Annotated in this window: 19 protein-coding genes; 15 read left to right on the top strand and 4 right to left on the bottom strand. The window is 66.5% G+C overall.

Translation table 11 applies throughout. From position 1 onward, the window contains the following. Nucleotides 1-72: 72 nt before the first annotated feature. From MCHT01_RS05410 to MCHT01_RS05440, 11 genes are all read left to right on the top strand, one after another. A complete protein-coding gene (locus MCHT01_RS05410) occupies nt 73-6,390 on the top strand; it encodes a hemagglutinin repeat-containing protein (RefSeq protein WP_218017867.1) in 6,318 nt (2,105 codons plus the stop codon). A 3-nt stretch (nt 6,391-6,393) separates the two neighbouring features. Continuing rightward, nucleotides 6,394-6,678: a DUF8617 domain-containing protein gene (locus MCHT01_RS28000; RefSeq protein WP_501193226.1), complete on the top strand. Its 285-nt coding sequence runs from the start codon at nt 6,394-6,396 to the stop codon at nt 6,676-6,678. 185 nt (nt 6,679-6,863) lie between these two features. Next, nucleotides 6,864-7,202, top strand: a complete 339-nt coding sequence (gene cdiI / locus MCHT01_RS26020; protein ID WP_148661404.1) for a ribonuclease toxin immunity protein CdiI — start codon at nt 6,864-6,866, stop codon at nt 7,200-7,202. A 229-nt stretch (nt 7,203-7,431) separates the two neighbouring features. Further along, entirely contained in the window at nt 7,432-7,590 is a 159-nt protein-coding gene (locus MCHT01_RS27935; protein ID WP_084451945.1) for an integrase core domain-containing protein, read from the top strand. A gap of 291 nt (nt 7,591-7,881) precedes the next feature. After that, complete coding sequence (locus MCHT01_RS26025; RefSeq protein WP_148661405.1) at nt 7,882-8,412, top strand: hypothetical protein; 531 nt, start codon at nt 7,882-7,884, stop codon at nt 8,410-8,412. Between the two features lie 150 nt (nt 8,413-8,562). After that, the gene (locus MCHT01_RS26030) at nt 8,563-8,841 is read left to right on the top strand and encodes a hypothetical protein (RefSeq protein ID WP_148661406.1); all 279 of its coding nucleotides are present in this window, start codon (nt 8,563-8,565) and stop codon (nt 8,839-8,841) included. Between the two features lie 438 nt (nt 8,842-9,279). After that, nucleotides 9,280-9,774: a hypothetical protein gene (locus MCHT01_RS05420; protein WP_067063430.1), complete on the top strand. Its 495-nt coding sequence runs from the start codon at nt 9,280-9,282 to the stop codon at nt 9,772-9,774. A 218-nt stretch (nt 9,775-9,992) separates the two neighbouring features. After that, nucleotides 9,993-11,735: an Hsp70 family protein gene (locus MCHT01_RS05425; RefSeq protein WP_067063438.1), complete on the top strand. Its 1,743-nt coding sequence runs from the start codon at nt 9,993-9,995 to the stop codon at nt 11,733-11,735. Then, complete coding sequence (locus MCHT01_RS27105) at nt 11,735-13,630, top strand: J domain-containing protein (RefSeq protein ID WP_218017868.1); 1,896 nt, start codon at nt 11,735-11,737, stop codon at nt 13,628-13,630. Before MCHT01_RS05425 ends, MCHT01_RS27105 begins: the two co-directional genes overlap by 1 nt. A 163-nt stretch (nt 13,631-13,793) precedes the next feature. Continuing rightward, nucleotides 13,794-14,462 (top strand): signal peptidase I, encoded by a 669-nt coding sequence (lepB, locus tag MCHT01_RS05435; protein ID WP_067063442.1) that lies wholly within the window; start codon nt 13,794-13,796, stop codon nt 14,460-14,462. Nucleotides 14,463-14,622: 160 nt separating this feature from the next. Next, complete coding sequence (locus tag MCHT01_RS05440; protein WP_067063444.1) at nt 14,623-15,333, top strand: glutathione S-transferase N-terminal domain-containing protein; 711 nt, start codon at nt 14,623-14,625, stop codon at nt 15,331-15,333. Between the two features lie 205 nt (nt 15,334-15,538). On the opposite strand, the gene MCHT01_RS05445 is transcribed toward MCHT01_RS05440, so the two are convergent. The 4 genes from MCHT01_RS05445 to MCHT01_RS05460 all read right to left on the bottom strand — a co-directional run bounded on the left by MCHT01_RS05445 (nt 15,539) and on the right by MCHT01_RS05460 (nt 19,941). Then, nucleotides 15,539-15,793, bottom strand: a complete 255-nt coding sequence (locus tag MCHT01_RS05445; RefSeq protein ID WP_067063447.1) for a SlyX family protein — start codon at nt 15,791-15,793, stop codon at nt 15,539-15,541. Next, nucleotides 15,790-17,661 carry a DUF885 domain-containing protein gene (locus MCHT01_RS05450; RefSeq protein ID WP_067063449.1) on the bottom strand — a complete coding sequence of 624 codons (1,872 nt, stop codon included), beginning with the start codon at nt 17,659-17,661 and terminating at the stop codon, nt 15,790-15,792. The genes MCHT01_RS05445 and MCHT01_RS05450 overlap by 4 nt, the downstream gene beginning before the upstream one ends. 119 nt (nt 17,662-17,780) lie before the next feature. Beyond that, nucleotides 17,781-19,643, bottom strand: a complete 1,863-nt coding sequence (gene feoB, locus MCHT01_RS05455) for a ferrous iron transporter B (protein ID WP_067063451.1) — start codon at nt 19,641-19,643, stop codon at nt 17,781-17,783. Next, entirely contained in the window at nt 19,636-19,941 is a 306-nt protein-coding gene (locus tag MCHT01_RS05460; protein ID WP_067063454.1) for a FeoA family protein, read from the bottom strand. The genes feoB and MCHT01_RS05460 overlap by 8 nt, the downstream gene beginning before the upstream one ends. Nucleotides 19,942-20,352: 411 nt before the next feature. Between MCHT01_RS05460 and MCHT01_RS05465 the strand changes: the two genes are divergently transcribed. From MCHT01_RS05465 to MCHT01_RS05480, 4 genes are read left to right on the top strand one after another with little or no spacing between them, the layout of a single operon-like run. Beyond that, the gene (locus MCHT01_RS05465; protein WP_245643169.1) at nt 20,353-21,348 is read left to right on the top strand and encodes a BMP family lipoprotein; all 996 of its coding nucleotides are present in this window, start codon (nt 20,353-20,355) and stop codon (nt 21,346-21,348) included. A gap of 34 nt (nt 21,349-21,382) precedes the next feature. Next, nucleotides 21,383-22,966, top strand: a complete 1,584-nt coding sequence (locus MCHT01_RS05470) for an ABC transporter ATP-binding protein (protein WP_067063457.1) — start codon at nt 21,383-21,385, stop codon at nt 22,964-22,966. Beyond that, the gene (locus MCHT01_RS05475; RefSeq protein ID WP_067063460.1) at nt 22,963-24,096 is read left to right on the top strand and encodes an ABC transporter permease; all 1,134 of its coding nucleotides are present in this window, start codon (nt 22,963-22,965) and stop codon (nt 24,094-24,096) included. The genes MCHT01_RS05470 and MCHT01_RS05475 overlap by 4 nt, the downstream gene beginning before the upstream one ends. Further along, nucleotides 24,089-25,054 (top strand): ABC transporter permease, encoded by a 966-nt coding sequence (locus tag MCHT01_RS05480; RefSeq protein WP_067063462.1) that lies wholly within the window; start codon nt 24,089-24,091, stop codon nt 25,052-25,054. The genes MCHT01_RS05475 and MCHT01_RS05480 overlap by 8 nt, the downstream gene beginning before the upstream one ends.

Genomic DNA, 25,054 nt, shown 5'->3' on the forward strand with positions numbered 1-25,054 from the left:
ATCGACGCGCGGCGCGATCTGCTGCTGCAGTCCACCGACATCCAGAACCTGAACCCCTATCTGAAGTGGCAGGTGGTCGAAGGGAACACGACGAAGCGATTCGAGTTCCAACCACCGGGCAGCGCGATACGTCTCAAGCCGGAGCAGGTGCGTGTGTTGTGGCGGGTCACTGCGTCCTCGGAAGGGTGGTACAGCCCTTGGGGAAGCGATGCGACGGACTCGCTGGAGCCGTTCGTCAAGGTCTTCGGCGAAGGCGCGAGCGGGTTCTCGCCGGATACCTACAACCGCAAGCTGCTGCTGCCCTCGGCCCGATATCCCCATGAGAAGTTCGGACGCTATCTCGGCGGATTCGGGGGCGACCTGAGCGGCATGGGCGATCGCGCGTTCGTGTGGCGCCGCAGCGGCGATGCCGATGGGGTCGCGGGCGCCCACTACCCGGCGACCGATCCCGTCTGGGCCGACTTCCAAGTGACGCCGGGCGACGACGTCGCGCTCGACGCGGCGATGGCGCAGTTCTACGCCGACGCCAACTCGCGGCTGGTGGAGGACTTCACCGCGATCAGGGTCACGCAGTTCACGCCGGGCGTGCGAGCGACGCAAAGCGCGGCGGGCCGGATGATCGTCGGCGGCCAACTGCTCGTGGCGGGCACGGCGAAGATCCTCAATCAGATGAGCCAGATCATCGGGCGCGATGGCGTGGACATCCGTTCGGCGTCGATCGACAACCAGACCCAGCGGGTCCAGGTCACGGCGACGGTCCATGAGGAGGCCTACCGGACCTTCAACAGGGGCACGCATATCCCCAACACGGGCTTCGAGTACGCGGCCTCGTCCCATGAGGTGCCCGCCGAGGTTCCGGTGTACCTGCCCGTGCCGCGGATGCGCGACCCGCAGTCCGCCGATTCGCCGCAGGCGCGGCAGGCTGCGGGCGCCGTCAGTGGGGAAGGCGGGGCGTGGCAGCAGCACAGCGCGTCGACCTCGACCGTGCGTGCCGCGGCGATCGGCTCGGTGGACGCGAGTGGGGAGATCGCTCCGCAGGCGCTGGCGTCCCATGCGATCGCGGATGTCGACGTGGATGGCGGACTGCGCGTCCGCGAGGTGGCGCGGCTGGACCGCACGAGCGTCCGAGCCGTGGAGCGCGGACCGGTGAACGGACAGCCGACGTCCCCGCTGAACAACTGGGATCCCGCCGGCCCGAACCGACTGAACATGGCTGAGGTTCAAGGGCGCTTGCGAGCCGTTCAGGTCACGCTCACGCTGCCGCGCAACAGCCTGTTCCTGCTGCGGACCGACCCGCGTGCGGGCTACCTGGTGGAGACGGATCCGCGCTTCGCCCACTACCGGGACTGGCTGTCGAGCGACTACCTGCTCAGGCAGATGGCGGCGGACCCGGCGACGGCGCAGAAGCGGCTGGGTGACGGCTTCTACGAGCAGCGTCTGGTGCGTGAGCAGATCGGCAAGTTGACGGGGTCGACCTTCCTGGAGGGCTACGCGAGCGACGAGGAGATGTACCGCGCATTGATGACCCACGGCGCGACCTATGCCAAGGCGCATCAGCTGCGTCCAGGCGTCGCACTGACGGCGGAGCAGGTGGCCGCGCTGACGACCGATCTGGTGTGGCTGGTCGAGCAGACGGTGACGCTGGCGGACGGCTCGACGCAGCGCGTGCTGGTGCCGCAGGTCTACCTGCTGCCGCGCGATGGCGACCTTCTGGGCACCGGCGCCTTGATCGCCGGACGGCGAGTGGACATCGCGCTGAGCGGCGCGCTGGAGAACAACGGGGACCTGCGGGCGTCGGAGACGCTCAAGGCGACGGCGCAGAGCATCGTCAACGACGGCAGCATGCGCGGCGCGAGCCTGGCGCTGTCGGCGCGGGAGGACCTGCGCACCATGGGGGGCGAACTGACGGCGACGGGCTCGATGAGCTTGGCGGCCGGCCGTGATCTGGTGATCGCGAGCACGACGGCCAGCGCGAGCACGCACACGAGCCAGCGCACCGTGCTGGACCGTGTGGCGACGCTGTCGGCGGGTGGCGTGATGGTGCTGAGCGCGGGGCAGGACGTGGTGCTGGACGCGGCGCGCCTCCAGCAGACCGGGGCCGACGGCGGCGTGCTGGTGCAGGCGGGGCGGGACCTGATGCTCGGCACGGTGCGGACCACCAGCAGCGACAAGCTGCGCTTCGACGCCGACAACCACATGAACCGCGCGAGCTCGCGGGAGGTCGGGACCTCGATCCAGGCGAAGGGGCCGGTGGTGCTCAGGGCGGGGCAGTACCTGGTGGCCCAGGGCGCGTCGGTGACGAGCCAGGGCGCGGTGCAGCTCGACGCCAAGCGGGACCTGCAACTGCTGGCGGCGCAGGCCACGGAGTCCATCGACGACGCGAGCAGGCACACCGAGAAGGGCTTCCTGAAGTCGACCACGACCAGCAGCGCGCTGCAGCTGGAGCGCGCGACCGCGCTGGGCACGACGATCTCGGGCCGGACCGTGGTGGCGACGGCGGGGCGGGACCTGCTGGTCAGGGGCTCGAACGTGGTGTCGGATGAAGGGACGATCCTGAAGGCGGAGCGGGACGTGAGCATCGAGAGCGCTCGCGACTCCGCTCATCGCAGTGAGGACCGTCAACAGGTCACGCGGGGCGTGATGGGGACGGGCGGCGGTTTCACCATCGGCACGCGGGATCGGCGCAGTGGGCTCGATCAGGTGCAGGAGACGGCCGTCGGTTCGACGATCGGCAGCGTCGGCGGCAACGTGACCATCGTGGCCGGGCGCACGTACTCGCAGCTCGGGTCGGTGCTGGAGGCGCCTGGAGGTGAGGTCGGTGTACTGGCCAAGCGCATCGTGATCGATGGCGTCGAGGTGAGCGACAAGGAGGTGCAGAGCACGCTCTTCCGGCAGCGCGGGCTGTCGGTGTCGGTGGGGGCGCCGGCGCTGAGCGCGCTCGGGGACACAGGGCGGATGCTCGGGAACATCGGTCAGGTCGGCGATGCGCGGATGCAGGCACTGGGCGTGGCCGCCGCCGCGGTCAAGGCCCGGGACGCGGCGAACGCGTTGGCGCAGGCCAAGGCGGGCGGTGGCGTGTCGGTCGGTGTCTCGGTGGGATCGAGCCAATCGCTCGACCGTGTCGAGACGACCACGACGAAACATCAGGCCAGCGCGATCACCGCGGGCGGCAACGTGACCTTGATCGCCACGGGCGACGGCAAGGACAGCAGCATCTCGGTCCGCGGCTCGGACCTGACGTCGGGGGGAAGGCTGACGGTTCTGGCGGATGGCAAGGTGTCGCTGACGTCGTCGCAGGAGCTGCTCAGGCAGCGCAGCGAGAGCTCGTCGAGCAGCGCGGCGGCGGGTGTCGCGATGAACCTGGGGTCGCGCGGCGCCTCCGTGGGACTGACCGCCAGCGGCAGCCTGGCGCGCGGTGGGGATGACCGCGATGACGTGGTCCAGCGCAACACGCATCTGCGAGGGCAGCTGGTGAACGTCGAGTCCGGCGACGACATGGCCCTCAAGGGGGCGGTGATCGCGGGGGAGCGGGTCAAGGTCAAGTCGGACGGCAGGTTGGACATCGCGAGCTTGCAGGACACGAGCAGGTTCCACAGCGACGGCAAGCAGGTGGGCGGCAGCGTGACGATGGGCACGGGCGTCAGCGGCAACGCGAGCTACGGGCAGAGCAAGGTCAACAGCGACTACGCGAGCGTCAACGAGCAGAGCGGGATTCGCGCCGGCAGCGGTGGGTTCCAGGTCGACGTGAAGGGCGAAACGAACCTGAAGGGCGGCGCGATCACCAGCACGCAAGCGGCGGTCGACGCGGGCGCGAACAGGTTCAAAACGGGCAGCTTGGCGCTCAGCGACATCGAGAACAAGGCCGACTACAGGGGCTTGAGCTTCGCGGCGTCCGGCGGGCTCTCGTCGGACAAGCGCAGCACCGAGGAGATCAAGAAGGACAACGACGCGATCAAGTCGGCGCAGGCGAACGGGCAGTACACGTGGTCGCCGATGTCCACCGGCCAGGCGCAGCAGCCGGGGCAACCGCAGGCGCAGGCGAACTCGTTCGGGTTCGGGGAGAGCAGCGGCCACGCGAGCAGCACGACGAAGGCGGGGATCAGTGGCATCGCGGGGAATCAGGCGGCACGCACTGGGGATGCCGAGTCGGGGATCAAGCAGACCTTCGACAAGGAGAAGGTCCAGCAGGACATCCAGGCGCAGGTGGCGATTACGCAGACGTTTGGGAAAGAGGCGGCGAAGCAGATTGGTGAGTTTGCGGACACGCAATTGCTAAAGGCCGCCAAGCTGCGCGCAGAAGCCTCCGCAGCAACGGACACCCGCAGCCACGCGGACCTGAAGGCCCAAGCCGAGGCGCTGGAGAAGCAGTGGGGGCCGCAGGGCGCGGGGCGGATTGCTGCGCATGCCGTCCTCGGCGGCTTGACAGGCAATCTCGCCGGAGCGGGAGGTGCTGCCGTCGGTACGGCGGCTGGACCGCAAGTGCAGGCTGCACTCCAGAAGGCAGGCCTCGAAGACTCGCTCGTCAATTCCCTGACGACCTTGGCAGGCAGCGCGGCGGGCGCGGCGGTCGGAGGTATTGCGGGGGGCGGTACGGCATTCAACGAGGTAACCAATAACTATCTCAGCCACCAGCAAGTCAATCAAATGCTGGAGGAGCTGCGGAAGGCAACCAGCCAAGAGGCCCGCGATAAGGTCTTCAAGGAGTATGCGCAACTGAGCCGTACACAGAGCCTGGAACTTGCGAACTGTCGCGGCCAAGCCTGTGATGAGGCTAAGCGCGATATTAAGGACGGGCGCGCATCGCTCGATGCGAACGGCAAGGAGATCGCAAGGCTCGCTAGCTGGTTGAACGACCAGAAGCAAGAAATTCTGAATCGTCAGGTCGAGGACGGTTTCACGCTGAAGACCCAGATGGAGTTCAACGCTTGGGCCACGAATCGCGTGCAAACCTATCGGGGGATGAATCTCTCACCGCCGGTGATGAACGCGATCGAGTTTGGGGCGGCCTGCACCACCGCTGCTTGCGTTCAGACCCAGTATGAGAGGCTCCGCGATATGCAGAGCAAGGCATCGGGACAGGATGTGAAAGCGATTGCGCTTGAAATCGGGTTCCTGCAGGGGCGTATTCAGTCATACGGCGATTGCTTAAAGAACACAACCTGTTCCGGTATTGCGGTTGCAGGTGGAGTTCTTGCTGGTGTGGCTTCGGCGCGAGGAGCGCTGAGTGAGTCGACCGTATCAAAACCTGGATCAGCCGAACTTTCTGGGGGGAACTACGCCGGGAAGACTCCAAACAAGCCCTTTTCTGCGGGTGCCTGCTCGTTCCGTGGCGACATGGAGGTCAAGACTGCGGACGGCTTCAAGGCAATTGAGAATGTTCGGCCGAATGATTGGGTTTTGTCGAAGGATGAGCGGAGCGGAGTGGTTGCATATAAAAGAGTGCTTGCTCAATACAGCAATCCATATAACGAAACCGTGTATGTGTCGGTCATTTCTCCAAACGGAAGCTCTCAGATCCTTGTTTCAAACAGGATTCACCCGTTCTTTGTGATAACTCCTGTCGGAGAGTCGGCGCCGCCTTCGTCAGAAGGTCATTATTATGGCGGGGACGTTGAGCGCGGGGCGTGGGTCGATGCCCAGAATCTCAAGCGAGGTTTCATTCTGTATGACTCTGCCGGCCGAATGCAGATCGTGCATTCTGTTCGCATCACCTCGAGGCCATTGCGCGCCTTCAATCTAGAAGTTGATGGATTTCACACCTACTTTGTTAGGGGGGCGGAGGGCGTTGAGGCCTTGTGGGTGCACAATAGTTGCTATGACGCCTTGCCCAGTAGAGCTCGCCCGACTGGAAAATCTACAGCTGATGGGCGAACTCTTTATACCTTCACGGACGACACGGGAAAGCAAGTTTCTGTTTATCAGGGTGTAGATGGAAGATATTATGATCCAACGGTATATGCGCCAAACGGTAAGAATAGGGCGAACGGGGCGTCCGGGGCTATTACGGTTGGTCCAGGTGCGATGCCGGATAAGAATGAGATTCGCGCCGGGGAGGGGCTTTCGCAGCAGCTTGGTTTGCCGGTGGAGCATTTGCGTACAGCGAACTCGGAAGGGGTCTTTGGGCAAAGGACCGCGGACCTCAATGTTCCGGGGGTGGGGCGGGTTGATGTCTATACTCCAGAAACGACGAACCCAAATGCGATTGTTCGTGCAATTGAGAGAAAGCGGGATCAAGCGGATTCGATGCTTGTGCAGATTGATATTTCCGATATCGAAATGCGGGCGATTGCTCAGCGAATTTGGGGTAAGCCGACGACTTCACACGTGAACGTGATCTTCTTCCAGCGATCCGATGGAGTTATTGTACGATTTGATAGGGAAAGGAAGTGATTTGTGCCAAAGTTTGCCTGTAATTGTGGGTACGTTATGAACCTCTCTGTGGGAACCCCTCCTTATGAGCTCCTTTTGATATCGGAGGCATGCATTGAGGAGATTGGGGGGCGACTGGAAGACGGGCTGACTTCCGACGAGTTCTACTCAATGATTGATTCCCAGAAGGTTGATGTCTATCGCTGTCCGAAATGTGATCGAGTTCATATTGATCAAGGAGGAGGTCTGTTTGATGCTTATCGGAGAGAGGTTGATATTCGCAATGAAGAAGAAGGAGGGGTGGAGTGAGATTCCCCATTTTCTGACGACTGGTGATATGTCCAAGATGATGGCTATTGATGGTGGTTCAATAGATCTAATGTCCGCGGCGTGCGAGGTATAGGCTTGATGGGGAATTTACTTCAGATCGGCAAGCTGACGGGCTCGACCTTTCTGGAGGGCTACGCGATGACTTCTTTCTTAATTAGGTTTGTATGCAAATATTTCCGAATGTTGACTCTAGGGTTGATGAGGATTGGATTGTTAAGGAGTTTTTTAACTACATTTCTGAGGAGGATTTTGTTGGTTGTGTGAGTAGCATCGTCAATAGAGATGGGTGTGTGTTGGATGAGGAATATTGCCTGTTCCCTGATTTAAGTCCAGATGGAGACTTTGTGGGTGTGAAGGTGGGAACTTTTGGGAATGAGCGGATATATTCTGAGGCGGAGTTTTTGGTGTTCTTTAGAGCGGCGTGTGGGCGCTACTCGGAGAAGCACCCAGAGGTTGCTGCCGCAATTTCTGGGCTCCTTTCTAGCATGTCTTGGGATGCTTGATTCGTAGGAGCTTATGTATTGGAGATCCTGGTCCTCTCTTGGGAATGAGAGGAGGATTTGTCGCGTATTCGGGTTTGGAGTCTCCCAGAAGTATCTGCTGATCTTGCGAGTTTTAAAAATCAAAGGGGCGTTTGGGTTAAATGATTCTTGCAAATGCTGCGATGAAAGCGCATTTGAGTGACGGCGGTGATCTTCTGAATTCCCCACTCTCGGATGAGCTTGCGGAAATATGGTGCTGAACTACTGCGTCTTCGACTCGTTGGTCGAAGTACGGGCCATGACTGCCGACTGGCTTCAACGCCACAACGACCAGCGACCTCATGAAGCGACGGGACGGGTGCCACCGGTCGAGTACTGTATGAAACGATTCCCTGACCTCTACTTCTGACTGGCACAGGAAATCAACGGGGCTTCAGAATCCGGCTCCCGGGCCTAAGAGTCGCATGGTAATTAAGGATGGCAAAGCTGCGGTTCTTCGAATTGGAGGCTAAGGTGGCGCTTGGATACTCTCTGGAGTTAGAGGGTGAACCCCGTGGAATGGGATCTGGTCCTTTCCGTTCTGTCTGGCTGCAAGGTAAGGGATATTGAGTACACCAAGTGCAGTTTGTGGCCAAGCCCCCTATTCCTCTCCAGAAAGTTTCTCAATTATTCCGGGAAGTATTAAACCCTTCAAAATGCCATGACCAGAAAAGTCGAAATCGTATCCGATGTCTGGCTTGGGAGTGACGGCCAACGGCTGGTGATTCCCGTAGAAGGGACAGGTGTCGCAGCAGAAGACGCGCTCGCGCGGCGGGCCCAAGTTCTGGCTTTGGCGGAGCCCCGAAAGATTCTGGGGTGCGTTCTTACGCTAGACGATGGGACTGAGGTCAGCATTGACGCGCCGATGTTGCCCGCACTTCTTCCCGATCGATCTGGCATCCTTGGAATATTCCCACCATCTTGGTACATCAATGAGGCTGGTGACGATGTGTTTGGGTTCCCGAATAATGCGGCAGTTTTCAATGTCGACGGAACACTACGTTTTCAGGTGAATGTCGGGAAAGAGCTGATTCATCACATAGCATTGGTTTACGGAGTTCTAGACGGAAAATTTTCTGGCATGCTTGGCTTGCATGTGGCGTTTGGTGCTGATTGTCCCCCTGAGCAAATCTATGCACTGGACTCGGCGGTTCCTGGCTTGATTCCGACTTTGCATACGGTCCGATTTTGAGTCGAATGACGAATTGGGTAAGATTGGAACCCGCCTTGATGAAGCACTTCTTGACTAACTGTCATCTTCAAGCGAATTATGGCTGGTGTTATATATTTTGGACTTGATGCGAATCCCGCTTGTGGGCAATCGGCTTACGGAGAGGGTTATGTGAATACTGCTCTCTACTGGGCGTTTTCGGATGCTCTGGAGAAGGTGCTTCTGCCGATATGTCCAGAGGAGTATGATGTAATTGTTGAGGCTAAGTATATGGGGATTATTAGCTTCATTGATCTTGATGCGCCTTCCTATTGCCGTGTTGTTGGCATTCTTCGAGACTTCTTTGGTCAGGTGTTGCCGGGTGAGAGCGAACTCAACGACGCAAAATGGGTCTGGGATAATGTTGGCGAACCGATGGTGAAAAGAGATAATCGGTACGCGCCCCCATGAGTTCGGCAGCGCGCTGGCAGTTTTGATAGGCCTGCGGGCGCTGCTCGGAAATGTGTGCGGATGCTGCTGACGAAATTTCCGGCCTGCTTTCTGGAATATCCTGGGGTGCCTAGTATTGGGCGGCTGCGCTATGGCGCTTTTTGTCATTTCAGCGGAATTGTTGTGATCATTTTTGAGGGCGGGGTTCCCAGCCACTCGCCCAGCGCACCCCATCCCTCATTCCTCTAGCACCCCTCCCAATTCCAGCCATTCCCCCGCCCGATCTAAACCATTCGCGCTGCCTGACTCCTGCGGTTCTCCCGAATCCTTGATATTTCCGCACTGGTTTTCCGTCCAGTCTGAGGAATCATCCGTTCTCGATGCCCCGACATCGCCTCCCGCGAATTTCTCTCGCGGAGGAATCCATCCCCAAATCAGTTAATGGATTGGAGCCACCCCATGACCGTCCTCACCGCTGACCGCCCGGAAACCCGGGTCCCGCCCACCACCCCATCCGCCAACGATCCGCGGCCCAAGCCGCTCCCGGACTTCTCCGAGATCGAGCAGGACCTCCTCAGCTACCGCCCGCTCCGCCGGCTAGACACCGACGAGTTCGAGGAGTTCCTCTACCGCTCCCGCATGTACCCGACGTTCAGCCGATTCGCCCCCGGCAGTGCCGAGTTCCTCACCCCGCGTCGCGACATCTCCGTCGGCACCGCCATCGCCTCGCTACGCCAGCGCATGCAGCACGCGCTCGCCGTGGCCGAGATGGCCGCCCGCCTGGAGCGCGCGCTGCTCGACGGTGACTCGCGTCTGGACGACGACGACGAGGCCATCCTCGCCGCCGCCAGCATCCGGGACACGCTGCGCGAGGCGCTCGGCATGCTCGGCGTGCTGGAGCAGGCCTTCGGCGACGGCCGAGCCGTGCTCAAGACCCTGGTGACCACCCAATGAGGTCGTCGACGGCGCACCGCGCGCTGTCGTTCGACCGCGACATCCCGCCTCCTGCGCCCGCGCGCGAAGCGGGCCGCCCGAGCACTCCTTCACGCGTCCTCCACGCGCTCGCGCGCGTCCACCCTTCAGGGCGATAGGGTGCGGGGCGCCTCTAGAAGACGCTTGAACGTCTCGACCACCCCTCGGCCGCCTGGCGGCCCGATTCGCCCGTCCGCTCCATGACCGCTTCCTCGTTCGTGCCCGACATCGTCGGCATCGACCTCGGCACCACCAATTCCCTCGTCGCCTACTGGCACGACGGCGCCCCGCACCTGATCCCCAACGCACTTGGCCAGACGCTGACCCCCTCGGTCGTCAGCCTCGACGACGACGGCTCCGTCCTCGTCGGCCTCGCGGCCCGGGAGCGGCTCCAGTCCCATCCGCAGCGCACCATCGCCAGCTTCAAGCGCGGCATGGGCACCGCCACCAGCTTCCGCCTCGGGGATCGCGTGTTCCGCGCCGAGGACCTCTCGGCCCTCGTGCTGCGCGCGCTGCGCGCCGACGTCCGCGCGCGATTCGGCCAGGACGTGGATCGCGCCGTCATCACCGTCCCCGCCTACTTTTCCGACGCGCAGCGCGCCGCGACCCGCAATGCCGGCCTGATCGCCGGCTTCGCCGAGGTCAGCCTGCTCAACGAGCCCACCGCCGCGGCGCTCGCCTACGGGCTCAACGAGCGCGACGACAGCCAGTTCCTCGTCTTCGACTTCGGCGGCGGCACCTTCGACGTCTCCATCCTCGAGCTCTTCTCCGGCGTGATGGAGGTCCGCGCGACCGCGGGCGACAACCAGCTCGGCGGCGACGACGTGGATGCCTGCGTCGAGCGCTGGGTGATGGACAGCGCCGGCCTGCCCGCCGAGCTGATGGGCGAGCCCGTCTTCGTCTCCAAGCTGCGAGCCCGCTGCGAGGCCGCCAAGCGCGCGCTTTCCAGCGATCCCACCGCGCGGATCAGCTTCCAGCACGGGCCGCACCTGATCGACCTGACGCTGGGCATCGACCAGTTCGAGCGACTCATCCAGCCCGTGCTCGACCGCCTGCGCTACCCGGTCGAGACGGCCATCCGCGACGCGCGCATCGGCACGGCCGACCTGTCGGCGGTGGTGCTGGCCGGCGGCAGCTCGCGCCTCCCGGCGGTGCGGCAACTGGTGACGCGGATGTTCGGGCAGTTCCCCAGCGCGAGCCTGAATCCCGACGAGGTCATCGCTCTGGGCGCGGCCGTGCAGGCCGGGCTCAAGACGGACGCGGTGGAGCTCGCGGAGCGCGTCATGACCGACGTCTGCCCGTACACGCTGGGCATCGAGTCCTCCAAGCAGGTCTCGGCCGACCGGCACACGGCGGGCTTCATGTCGCCGATCATCGCGCGCAACACGGTGGTGCCCGTCAGCCGCGTGCAGTCCTTCCAGCCGCTCACCGCGGATCAGCGGGTGATCTCGGTCCGCGTCTACCAGGGCGAGGCGCGGCTCGTGAAGGACAACATCCCGCTGGGCCAGTTCGACGTCGACCTGCCTCGCTCGACCGACGGCCGCTGGCCCCACATCGACGTGCGCTTCACCTACGACGTGGACGGCCTGCTGGAGGTGGAGGCCACGCCCAAGCTGGGCGAGCAGGCCGCCGGCCCGTCGCGCCGGCTCGTGATCCAGAACTCGGCGGAACGACTGTCCGACGAGCAGGTGGCCGAGCGGCTGCAGGCCTTGTCGTCGCTGAAGATGCATCCGCGCGAGCGCATGGAAGTGCGCGCGCTGCTGGCACGCGCCGAGCGGCTGTTCATGCAGCTGGCGCTGGACGAGCGTGAGCGGCTGGGCCATGAGATCACGCGCTTCGAACTGGATCTGGAGTCGCAGGACCCGCGCCGCATCGCGCAGGGCCAGGCCGGCCTGCAGCGCCTGGTCCAGCTCTGCGAGGCCGACTCGCCGCTGGGGGTCTGATGCAGGTCCTGCTGCCCGACTACTTCAGCGCGCTCGGCCTGGACGAGCACGCCACGCAGGCCGACGTGAAGTCGGCCTATGCGGCGCGCCTCAAGCGCATCGATCGCGCTGCCGATCCGCAGGCGTTCCAGGAATTGCGCGCTCACTACGAAGCCGCCATCGCGCATCTGCGGGAGGAGCGTGGGTTCATCCGCGTCGAACTTGGAACGCGAGAGACGGGGCAGGGCGGGGACGAGCGCTCGGATGACGGGCACGACGAGCCCGCGGCCGCGCCGGAGGTCGAGCCTCGGTCGGCATCGACACCATCGCCTGCGCCCGACCTCGACCTTGCGCAAGCGCCCGAGCCTGCGCCGGGACCGGCACCGGCACCGGCACCGGCATCTGGCGCCGAGCCCGAGCCCGAGTCCGCACCAGCGCCTGCACCTGCACCTGCACCAGCGCCTGCACCTGCACCAGCGCCTGCACCTGCACCTGCACCTGCACCTGCACCTGCACCTGCACCTGCACCTGCACCAGCGCCCGAGCAGCCGAAGCCGCGCGCCCAACCCCAACCGGAGCCCGCCATCGATCCCGCGATGGCGGCCCAGGCCGTCGCGCGGGCTGTCTACGAGGACTTCCTGCATCGCTTCTGGCGGCTGGACCCGCGCGCGGTCGGCGCGGCGGAGGCGCTGCTGCGCGAGCTGCTCGCGTCGCCGGCGCTCGAATCGCTCGCCGCCCGCGAGGCCTTCGAGCGGCTCGTCATCGAGGCCTTGAACGCGCGCGGGATGCGGCGCCGCGGCGGCCTGCTGTTCTTCGCCGCGCTGGCCGCCTTCCGCTGGTCGGAGACGCCACCGCTGCCGCCGCCCGGCATGGCACGAGACACGGAGTGGCAGCTGCATCGCTGGATCGACGCGGCGCTCATCCTCAATGCCAACAAGATCCAGACCTGGTTGTGGCTGGCCGAGGAACCCCGCCTGGAGCTGTTCGGTCACATCCCCATGGACCGCAACTTCGACTGGAACAACGCGGTCCGCGAGATCTGCTGCCAGCCGGGTGAGCTCGGCCACTGGCATCAGCTGTCCGAGGTCTCGCCGCTGGGCCCGATCACGCCGCTGACCGATCCCGCGCCCAAGCGCGGCACGCGCTGGCACGAGTGGCTGCGCTGGCTCAAGACGCCCGAGTTCCTGATGCTGGTGCTGCCGATGGCTCTGCTGATCTTCGTGGTCGTGCCCTTCCTGCACCGCAACGAGAGCGCCGACACCGCCAGGCACAACGCGACCTGCGCCCAGCGCCTCGAGGCCGCCGCAGCGGTCAAGTGGCAGGGGTTCTCCATCGCCGAAATCGACAAGCTCCGGTCCTGCGCCGCCGAGGTGGCGCCGCCGCGCTGCGAGGACCGCCGCGGCCTCAAGCGCCTGATCGCGATCACCGACGTGCTGACCGAGTCGCAGAACGGGGCGCCGTCCAGCGCGGGCTTCGCCTACCGCAGCGACGAGATCGTCATCGATCCCCCCACCGGGCCGCCGATCTCGATCAAGACCTCGGTGTGCGGCACCGCCTTCCAGATGCTGGTCGAAGGTGGCGGCTGGCTGCGCCTGGGCGACCTGCCCACGGCGCAGGCCGTCGTGCGCCAGGCTGGCTACTGCAACGCGCGCGCCGTGCGCCACATGAGGGGCGACGGGACCGCCAAGGAGCTAGTCGAACTCGAATGGCTGACCGAGAACTGGTCGGTCAAGCTGCTGAGCCGCACTGCCGAATGGCGCGAGGGGCAACGCTCGCTGGGCGACAACGCGCCGGTCACGCCGGGCAAGCCGACGGTCGACCTGGCCTCGCTGGTCAGCACCGATCCGAAGTTGGCGGCCGGGGGCGTCCCCGAACGGTGGGAGGCGGCGACCCCCTGTCAGGTCGAGGCGCGCTGAGTCCGGCCGCGTCGCGCCCGTTCCCGCCACCATCGCCCGCCCCGCGCCAGCGGGGCGCGGCGAGCCGCCATCGATCCCGCGATTCCCGCCATTCGCCGCGCACGCGCGCCGCGGGCAGGCGCTCGCGCGGAGACTGCGTCCTCCCATTCCTGGAGATGACGCCATGAAGACCTGGCTCCGCGCGAACCGCAACTTCCTGCTGCTGATGGCGGGCTTCCTGTTCTTTCGCACCGCGATCGCGGACTGGAACCCGGTCCCCAGCGGCTCCATGCGACCCACCATCCTGGAAGGCGACGTCGTCTTCGTCGAACGCGTCGCCTATGACTGGAAGGTCCCGCTGACCGAGTTCTCGCTGCGCCGCGTCGACGACCCGCGTCGTGGTGACGTCGTCACCTTCAGCTCGCCGCGCGACGGCACGCGGCTGATCAAGCGGGTGGTGGCCATCCCGGGCGACGTGGTCGAGCTTCGAGGGGATCGGCTGATCCTCAACGGCGAGCCGGCACGCTACGCGCCGGTCGAGGAAGTCGCCGAACCGGTCGCGCCCGGCGTCGCGCTGCGTGGCGTGCGCGAGGTCGAGGAATGGGGCGGCCAGCGCCGCGTCGTGCAGTTCCTGCCGGAGGTGAGCGCCCGGCGCGACTTCGGTCCGCTGCGGGTCCCGGCCGATGCCTATTTCATGATGGGCGACAACCGGGACAACAGCGAGGACTCGCGCTTCATCGGCCTGGTGCAACGCCGGCAGATCATCGGCCAGGCGCATCGCGTGCTGGTGTCGGCCGACATCACGGGGCATTGGGCCCCGCGCTGGGATCGCTTCGCGGCGCCGCTGCGGTGAGCGGTGGCGGGGCGCGTCGAGCGAGCGATCGGCGCCCGCCGCGGCCCCGGGCACGCACAGGCACATCCGCCATTGACCTGCCTTGCGCAAGGTCTCTCCCGGCCCATTGAGAATCGCCCATCCACCACACTTGGCCGACCGCCTTCGGGCGGCCTTCGCAATGACGGATCTGTCCCGCTTCCCCATCACCCAGAAATGGCCCGCCCAGCATCCCGAGCGCCTGCAGCTGTACTCGCTGCCCACGCCCAACGGCGTGAAGGTGTCGATCGCGCTGGAGGAACTGGGCCTGCCCTATGAGCCCCATCTGGTCAGCTTCCAGACCGACGACCAGATGTCGCCGGCCTTCCTCTCGCTGAACCCCAACAACAAGATCCCCGCGATCCTCGATCCCGACGGCCCGGGCGGCGAGCCGCTGCCGCTGTTCGAGTCCGGCGCGATCCTGGTCTACCTGGCCGAGAAGACCGGTCGTCTGATCCCGCAGGACGCCGCGCGCCGCTACGAGACCCTGCAGTGGGTGATGTTCCAGATGGGCGGCGTGGGGCCGATGTTCGGCCAGCTCGGTTTCTTCCACAAGTTCGCCGGCAAGGCCTACGAGGACAAGCGTCCCCGCGACCGCTATGTGGCGGAGTCCAAGCGCCTGCTGGCCGTGCTCGAACAGCGCGTCACCGGCCGCGACTGGATCATGGGCGACGAGTACACCATCGCCGACATCGCGACTTGGCCTTGGGTCAACAACCTGGTCGGTTTCTACGAGGCCGGTGAGCTGGTCGGTTTCTCGGAGTTTCCCAACGTGCAGCGCGTGCTGAGCGCCTTCCTGGCGCGCGACGCGGTCAAGCGCGGGCTGAACATTCCGGCGCGTCCGGCGGCCTGAAGACCCTCACCCCGACCCTCTCCCGCAAGCGGGCGAGGGAGTCGTGAGGCTCGCTGCCTGCCGGCGAGCTCGGTGCTTTCTCTCCCCCACGCTCGCAAGCGGGCGAGGGAGCAAGACCAGCCTCGCGATCACCATCGAAGTCCGTTCACCGTTCTCCCTCTCCCGCTTGCGGGAGAGGGTCGGGGTGAGGGTCTTCGCGGTCCGATCAGTAATGCGGCGGCAGCTCGTCCCTCAGGCTGCCGGCGCCGTCGCCGCGGCCTTCGGGCATCTGCCGGCGCAACTGCGTGATCTCCCGCACCAGCGCGTCGATCTGTTCCTGCTGCCGCGCGACCTGCGCGTTCAGGTGATCCACCAGATCCTCGGCGAAGCTGGCCTTGATCTCGAGCTCGGTCACCCGGGCCTCGAGATGCCCGACCGTCTCGCCGACGGACGTCCTGCCGGCGTCGCTCTCGCCGCTCATGGCGTGCCCTTGGGCTGCGCCATCAGCTCGGCGATCACCGGCACCGGCGCATTCCCGTAGCTCAGGAACTGCTCGTGGAAGTCCTTCAGCTTGAAGGACGCGCCCAGCGCCTGCTTGCGCTGCTCGCGCAGTTCCATGATGTCGCTGTAGCCGCTGAAGTAGCTGGTCAGCTGCACCGAGGTCAGCTGCACCCGGCGCCACTTCTCGCGCGCCTCGCGCTCGGTCTGGAAGGCCTGGCGCTGCAGCAGGTCCAGCGCCTGCGCCTCGGTCATGCCCAGCACGTGCACGCTGTAGTCCAGGATGGTGTTGGTCACGCTGCGCAGGTTCCATTTGCCCCACATCAGCCACATCTCCGGCGCGTTGTCGCCATAGCCGGACTCCAGCATCATCCGCTCGCCGTAGACCGCCCAGCCCTCGACCATCGCGCCGTTGCCGAACAGCGTCTTCACCAGCGACGGCGACTTGTTCGCGTGCACCAGCTGCGTGTAATGGCCGGGCACCGCCTCGTGGATGTTGAGGATCTGCAGGATCCAGCGGTTGTACTCGCGCAGCGTGCTCTCGGCCTGCTCGGGCGTCAGGTCGTCCAGCGGGGTGACGTTGTAGTAGGTGCGGTCCTGCGGACGGTAGGGGCCGGGGGCCTCGATGCCGGCGCCGGCGACGCCGCGCTGGTAGACCGGCGTCTCGCGCACGATCAGCGGCTTGGAGGCGTCCTGCGTCAGCAGGTCGTGCGCGGTGATGAAGCGCTCCAGCTCCGGGATCTGCGCGCGGATCTCCTTGACGAAGTCCGCGCGCTTGACGTGCTGCTCGGACAGCTTGCCGATCACCGCGCCGATGCGCGCGAAGCGATCCTCGGGCTTGGGCGCGTCGCCCAGGGTCTGCGTCCACAGCTTGTCGGAGATGTCCGCCATCTGCGTCAGCAGCGCCTCGCGCGCCTTCAGCGCGCGCTGGTACATCTGCTCGGCGGAATGCGAGGACTGGATGTCGAAGCCGAACTTCTTCTCGTACAGCGCCTGGCCCAGGCGGAAGCTGCGCGCCTTGCCGGTGGCCTTGCCCGCGGCCAGCAGCTTGACCAGTTGGGCCTTGTAGGCGTCCACCGCCACGCGCGCGGCGGCGACGCGGTCCAGCAGCTGCTTGCGCTCGGCCGCGGTCAGCGACGCGGCGTCGGGACCCTGCGCGGCCTTGGCGATCTCGTCCAGCACGCTCAGCACGCCGGGCGCCTGGTCGATCGCGAGCTGGGTGTGCTCCAGCGTCGGCTGCTTCAGCAGCGAGGCGCCGGCCTTGTAGTACGCCGGCACCTGCGCCAGGCGGGCCGAGATCACCTTCAGCCGCACCGGCAGCGGCGCGTAGTCGGTGGCCAGGATGTAGTCCAGCGGACCGGCGACGTTGACGCCCGACGGGTCCCACTCGAACTGACGCAGCTCGGTCAGCGCGAAGCGGTCGCTGCGCAGCTTGTTGAGCAACTGGCCCAGGTCGGTGCGCGAGGCCGCGCTCAGGGTCTTGCCGTCGACGGCCTCGAAGCGCTTGAGCCACTGCTCGGAGAAGGCCAGCGCCTGCGCGCGGTTGGCGCGGTCGGGGGCGGGCAGGCGGTCCGCGAACTCATAGCGGCCGGCGGCGATCGCGGCATCGGGGTCGAGCTTCCACAGCGCCTCGATGTAGTCGTTGGCCAGACGCTGGAAGCGGGTGTCGGCGTCCAGGTCCGCGGCATCGGCCGCGATGTTGGGCTCGACCTTGATCACGCCGCGGACCGGCTTGGGCGCGGACGCCGCCGGGGCGGCGGGCGTGGCGTCGGCGGCGAAGGCCGAGCTGCTCGCGCCAAGGGAGATCAGCGCGGCCAGCGCCAGCAGGGAGGGGGTGGGGCGGTTCGTCATGGGCGGGGAGCATAGCGCGCGGCTCCCGCCGCCGACAGCCCGCGCGTCGCCGGGATGGCGCGGGGGCTGCGACAGCCGCCCGCGCGGTGGTGGCGACCGGGCGGGCGGCGGGGTCCGGCTCAGCCGCCCACGATCCAGCGCGCGATGTGGAAGGTCGCGTACGACGCGCCGTAGGCCAGCGCGAACAGGTAGGCCAGCATGATCGCGGGGATCTTGTAGCCGCCGGTCTCGCGCTTGACCGCCGCGATCGTGGACAGGCACTGCGGCGCGAAGATGAACCAGGCCAGCAGCGAGAAGGCCGTCGGCAGGCCCCAGGTCGAGGCAATCAGCGGGGTCAGGGCTTGCGCCGCGTCGTCGCCGCCGGACAGCGAGTACACCGTGCCCAGCGCGCTCACGACGATCTCGCGCGCCGCCATGCCGGGCACCAGCGCCAGGCTGATCTGCCAGTTGAAGCCGATGGGCTCGAAGATCCAGGCCAGACCGCGGCCCAGGTAGCCGGCGAAGCTGTACTGGATGGCCGGGCCGGTGGCGCCTTCCGGCGCGCCGGGGAAGGTCGACAGCAGCCACAGCAGCAGGGTCAGCGCCAGGATGATGCCGCCCACGCGCTTGAGGAAGATCTCCGCGCGCTGCCACAGCCCGATCGCGATGTTGCGCGCATGCGGCCAGTGGTAGCTGGGCAGTTCCATCATCAGCGGACGCACCTGGCGACCGGCGTCGGTGAAGCGCTTCATCAGCCAGGCCACGCCCATCGCCGCCAGGATGCCGGCGAAGTACAGGACGAAGAGCACCAGGCCCTGCAGCTCGATGCCGCCCCACAGCGTGCGCTGCGGGATGAAGGCGCCGATCAGCAGCGCGTACACCGGCAGCCGCGCCGAGCAGGTCATCAGCGGCGCGATCAGGATGGTCACCAGTCGGTCGCGCGCGTTGGCGATCGAGCGCGTGGCCATGATCCCCGGGATCGCGCAGGCGAAGCTGGACAGCAGCGGGATGAAGCTGCGGCCCGACAGGCCCACCGAGCCCATGATCCGGTCCAGCAGGAAGGCCGCGCGCGGCAGGTAGCCCGATTCCTCGAGGATCAGGATGAAGAAGAACAGGATCAGGATCTGCGGCAGGAAGACCAGCACGCCGCCCACGCCCGCGATCAGGCCGTCCACAACCAGGCTGCGCAGATGGCCCTCGGGCAGCAGCGCGCCGGCCTGTTCGCCCAGCCACGCGGTGCCGGCCTCGATCCATTCCTTCGGGACCTCGGCCCACGCGAACACCGCCTGGAACAGGAAGAACAACAGCACCGCCAGGATGATCGGCCCCAGCACCGGGTGCAGGACCACGCGGTCGACCTTGTCGCTGGGCAGCTCGCCCTGCAGGCCGTCCAGGTGCAGTTCCTTGAGGATGTGATTGATGCGGGCGGTGTCCTCGCCCTCGGGCACCGGCGTCGCGGTGGCCCACAGGTCGGGCTGGTCCAGCACCGCGCGCAGCTCGTCGAGCCCGTCGCCGTCGGTCGCCACCGTGCGGATCACCGGCACGCCGAGCAGCTCGCTCATCTTGGCGGTGTCCACCTCGATGCCGCGGCGCTTGGCCAGGTCGGCCATGTTCAGCGCGACCACGCAGGGCAGGCCCTGGCGCTGCACCGACAGGAACAGACGCAGGTTGCGGCGCAGGTTGGTCGCATCCAGCACGCAGACGATCAGGTCGGGGCGCTTCTCGCCGGTGGCGCGGCCGGCCAGCACGTCGACGGTGACGCGCTCGTCGGGCGAGCGCGGATAGAGCGAGTAGGTGCCAGGGAGGTCCAGCACGCGCAGCAGCTTGCCGGCGGCGGTCTTGAGCTTGCCTTCCTTGCGCTCGACGGTCACGCCGGCGTAGTTCGCGACCTTCTGGCGGCTGCCCGTCAGGCGGTTGAACAGCGCCGTCTTGCCGCAATTGGGATTGCCGACCAGCGCCAGCAGCGGTCCCGCGGGATGGATGTGGACGACGGCCTCACGCATGCGCGGCTCCCGTCGGCAGCGCGACCGTCAGGCCGTCCTGCGACCCATCGGCCAGATGCACGCAATCGGCCTCGGCGCGGCGCAGGGCGAAGGTCGACTGGCCGATCCGCACCACCAGCGGATCCGCGCCGGGCATGGCGCGTGCCAGCACGGCGACGTGTTCGCCGGGGACGAAGCCCAGCTCCTCCAGCCATTGCTTCCATTCCGGGGCATGGGCCGGGGCCTCGAGCGCCTTGACGCGGTGCGCCTGGCCGATGGCGGCCTGGGCGAGGGTGGGGACGGGGAGAACAGCGCTCATGTCAGCGGAAGCCTGCGAACCAGCGAAGCGTAGGATTCTAAATGATAGTAATTCTCAACTTGTAGTGGCAGGTCAAGGTGAGCGTTCGGTGAATCCTGGGGCGCACAGCGAGCGCCGCGAACGGGCCGGGCCCGGCTGCGCGGAGACCGCCCGGAGATCCCCGATTCCTCAGGCGCGCGGGGGCCGGGATGAAGGGGAGAGCCCCGGCGCCGGTGGGTCCGCAAACGTTTAGCGTTTTCCTTGACGTGGCTTACACTCCCGCCTTCTTAGAATGCGCCGCTTGCTCCTGGCCGGTCGATTCCCGGCGGCCTGGGTCCAGCGGCGTTCCGCTGGCCGCTGCCGGTCGAGGTGGTCCCTGTGGCCCGAATCGTGCATGCTGGCGGATCCCCCCTTTCTCGGACTGAGACCGCAATGATGAAGCCCTCCCTGTCGCTTTCCTCGATCACGCTGGCCGGCCTGCTGCTGGCGGTTTCCGGCTCGGTGGCCGCGCAGGCGACGACGCCGGCGGTGATCTTCGACATGGGCGGCAAGTTCGACAAATCCTTCAACGAGGCCGCCTACCGCGGCGTCGAGCAGTGGAAGAAGGACACGGGCGGCAAGTACCTCGAGTTCGAGATCTCCAACGAGACCCAGCGCGTGCAGGCGATCCGCCGCATGGCCGAGCGTGGCGCCAGCCCCATCATCTCGGTGGGCTTCGCCCAGGCCTCGGCGCTGAACCAGGTCGCCAAGGACTTCCCCAAGACCAAGTTCGTCATCATCGACGAGAAGGTCAACCAGCCCAACGTGCAGTCGGTGCTGTTCAAGGAACAAGAGGGCAGCTTCCTCGTCGGCGCGCTGGCCGCGCTGACCAGCAAGACCGGCAAGGTCGGCTTCGTGGGCGGCATGGACATCCCGCTGATCCGCAAGTTCGAGTGCGGCTATGAGCAGGGCGCCAAGGCGGCCAACGCCAAGGTCGAGGTCTTCAAGAACATGACCGGCACCACGGCCTCGGCCTGGAACGATCCGACCCGCGGCGGCGAGCTGGCCAAGGCGCAGTTCGCCAAGGGCGTGGACGTGGTCTTCGCCGCGGCCGGCGGCACCGGCGTCGGCGTCTACCAGGCCGCCAAGGACGCCGGCAAGTTCGCCATCGGCGTGGACAGCAACCAGAACCACCTGCAGCCCGGCACCATGCTGAGCTCCATGGTCAAGCGCGTGGACGTGGCCGTCTACAACGTGCTCAAGGAATGGAAGCCCGGCGTCAACGTGCTGGGCCTGAAGGAAGGCGGCGTCGAGTACGCCATCGACCAGAACAACGCCAAGCTGATCGCCCCGGCGATCAAGACCAAGGTCGACGCGCTGAAGGCCGACATCATCGCCGGCAAGATCAAGGTCGCCGACTACATGGCGGACAACGCCTGCAAGAACTGATTCCGAGCCTCGCGCTCCCGCACGCTTCCTCACCATGACAGAGCCCACACGCGGCGGCGCCGCGCCCGCGGTACGCCTGTGCGACATCTCCAAGCGCTTCGGCGCGGTGCAGGCCAACCGGGCGGTGTCGCTGTCGGTCATGCCCGGCACCGTGCACGGCCTGGTCGGCGAGAACGGCGCCGGCAAGAGCACGCTGATGGCCATCCTCTACGGCTACTACCACGCCGACGAGGGCCACATCGAGGTCGACGGCCAGCGCGTCTCCATCGCCAATTCGCATCAGGCCATCGCGCTGGGCATCGGCATGGTCCATCAGCACTTCATGCTGGTGGACACGCTGTCCGCGCTGGACAACGTGATGCTGGGCGCCGAGCCCGCCTTCTTCCTGTCGCGCGCCAAGAAGCAGGTGCGCCGGGAGCTGGAAGCGCTGATGCGCGACACCGGCCTGACGGTGCGCCTGGACGCGACCGTCGCGGATCTGCCCGTCGGTGAGCTGCAGCGGCTGGAGATCCTGAAGGCGCTGTATCGCGGCGCCCGCATCCTGATCCTGGACGAGCCTACCGCGGTGCTGACCCCGCAGGAGACGGACCAGCTCTTCGAGGTGCTGCGCCGTCTGCGCGAGCGCGGCACGACCATCCTGCTGATCACACACAAGCTGCGCGAAGTCATGGCCTTGTGCGACGCGGTCACCGTGATGCGCGCCGGCACCGTGATCGAGACCGTCGCCATCGGCGACACCAGTCCCGAGGCGCTGGCCGAGAGCATGGTCGGCCGCAAGGTCAACCTGGGCCGCGACGGTGGCGCCGCCAAGCCGCACTCCGATCAACCGGTGCTGCGCGCCGAGGGCCTGACCGTGGCCAGCGGCGAGACCGGCTCCGGCGTCCATCTGCTGGCCAACGCGACGCTGTCGCTGCGTCCGGGCGAGATCGTCGGCGTGGCCGGCGTGTCGGGCAACGGCCAGAGCGAGCTGCTGGAAGTCCTGGCGGGCATGCGCGCGCCGGACGCCGGCACGCTGCATGTGGCGGGCCGCGACTTCCATGCCGCGTCCTGGATGGATCCCAGCACCGCGCGTGATCTGAAACTCGCGCACGTGCCCGAGGACCGCCACGCGCTGGGCATGGTGCTGAGCTTCCCCGCGTGGGAGACGGCGGCGCTGGGCTATCACGAGCAGGACCAGTACCGGGCCGGCCCCTTCGGCCTCGGCATGGACCAGCGCCACCTGCGCGCCAAGACGGCCGAGATGATGGAGCGCTTCGACGTCCGCCCGCGCAATGCGGAGCTGGGCTCGTCCAAGTTCTCCGGCGGTAATCAGCAGAAGCTGATTCTGGCGCGCGAGATCGGCCAGCAGCCGGCCGTGCTGCTGGTGGGCCAGCCCACGCGCGGCGTGGACATAGGCGCCATCGAATTCATCCACAACCAGCTGCGCCGCCTGCGCGACGCCGGCTGCGCCGTGCTGCTGGTGTCCAGCGAGCTCGACGAGATCCTGGCCCTGGCGGACCGCGTGGTCGTCATGAACGCCGGCCGCATCACCGGAGAGCTCGCCATCGAGGACTGCTCCGAGAAGAACCTGGGCCTGCTGATGGCGGCCTCCCCGACCCAAGAGAAGACCGCCGCATGAGTAGCCAAGCCTTGCAGATGCCGCGCTGGATGGACCTGGTGCTGCTGCCGCTGTGGAACCTGCTGATCGCGGTGGCGGTGGCTGGTGGCGTGGTGCTGCTGATCGGCGCGAGCCCGATGCAGGCGCTGACGGTGCTGCTCGACGGCGCGCTGGGCAGCGCCCGCGGCCTGGGCTACACGCTGTACTACACGACCACCTTCATCTTCACCGGCCTGGCCGTGGCCGTGGCCTTCCACGGCGGGCTGTTCAACATCGGCGGGGAAGGGCAGGCGACGCTGGGCGGCATCGGCGTGGCACTGCTGTCGCTGTGGCTGGGGCCCAAGCTGCCGGGCTTCGTGATGATCCCATTGGCCATCGTGGCCGCGGCCATCTTCGGCATGCTGTGGGCCGCGGTGCCCGGCTATCTGCAGGCCTGGCGCGGCAGCCACGTGGTGATCACCACCATCATGTTCAACTTTCTGGCGGCCAGCCTGAACGGCTACCTGCTGGTGAACTGGCTGCGCCCGAACGGCTCGATGTCGGTCGAGAGCGATGCCTTCGCCGACTCGGCTCGCATGCCCGCGGTGCACGAACTGCTGGCCAAGTTCGGCGTCGAATGGCCTTCGTCGCCGCTGAACCTGTCCATCCTGCTGGCGCTGGTCGCCAGCGTCTTCGTCTGGTGGTTCCTGTGGAAGAGCCGCGCCGGCTACGTGCTGCGCGCGGTCGGCTCGAATCCGACGGCGGCGCATTACGCCGGCATCCGGCCGCGCTGGCAGGTGCTGGCCGCGATGGGCCTGTCCGGCGCGCTGGCCGGTCTGGTCGGCGTCAACGAGATCGCCGGCGTGCAGGGCAAGCTGACGCTGGACTTCGTCGCCGGCGCCGGCTTCACTGGCATCGCCGTGGCCCTGATGGGCCGCAACCATCCGGTCGGGATCATCCTGGCCTCGCTGCTGTTCGGCACGCTGTATCAGGGCGGGGTCGAGGTCTCCTTCGAGGTGCCCGGCTTCAGCCGCGAGATGGTGGTGACGGTGCAGGGCCTGATCGTGCTGTTCGCCGGCGCGATGGCCATGGTGAGCGCGCCCATGTTCGCCAAGCTCTATGCGATGGTGGCCCGCAAGCGCGGCGCCACCGAGGGGAAGTCCAATGGATGAGGTGCTGATCGGCTCCGTGCTGGCGTCGACGCTGCGCGTCACCACGCCGCTGCTGTTCGCGGCGCTCGCGGGTTTGGTGTCGGAGCGCTCCGGCGTGGTCGACATCGGTCTGGAGGGGAAGATGCTGGCGGCGGCCTTCGCGGCCGCGGCGATGGCCAGCGTGTCGCACTCGACGACGCTGGGCCTGCTGGCCGCGATCGGCGTGGCGGTGGCGATGTCCATGATCCACGGCTTCGCGACGGTGACGCACCGCGGCGACCAGGTGGTCTCGGGCGTCGCGCTGAACATGGTGGCGGCCGGCCTGACCGTGGTGCTGGGCATCGCCTGGTTCGCGCAGGGCGGCCAGACGCCCCCCATCGATTCCGCGCAGCGCATCACCGGCGTGCTGCCGCAGTTCGCCGAGCCGGTGGCGGGCAGCTGGTTCTCCTCGCTGATCGGTCACGGCCTGCTGAGTCACAACCTGCTGGTCTATCTGGCCTTCGCGCTGGTGGGCGTGGTGTGGTTCTTCCTGGAGCGCACCCGTCCCGGCCTGCGCCTGCGCGCGGTGGGCGAGAACCCCGCCATGGTCGACGCGGCCGGCGTCTCGGTCCCGCGACTGCGCTATGCGGCGCTGGCCATCAACGGCGTGCTGTGCGGTCTGGGCGGCGCCTATCTGACGCTGGCGCAGAACGCCTCGTTCTCGCCCAACATGACCGCGGGCCGCGGCTTCATCGCGCTGGCCGCGATGATCTTCGGCAAGTGGAAGCCGATGCCCACGCTGTGCGCCTGCCTGCTGTTCGGCTTCCTGGACGCCGTCGCGATCCGCCTGCAGGGCGTGTCGCTGCCGGGCATCGGCGAGGTGCCGGTCCAGTTGATCCAGGCGCTGCCCTACATCCTGACCGTGATCCTGCTGGCCGGCTTCATCGGCCAGGCGATCGCGCCCAAGGCGCTCAGCAAGCCCTACGTGAAGGAGCGTTGA

It is taken from the genome of Mitsuaria chitosanitabida ATCC BAA-476 = NBRC 102408, from assembly GCF_001598255.1.
Classification (GTDB): Bacteria; Pseudomonadota; Gammaproteobacteria; order Burkholderiales; family Burkholderiaceae_C; genus Roseateles; species Roseateles chitosanitabidus.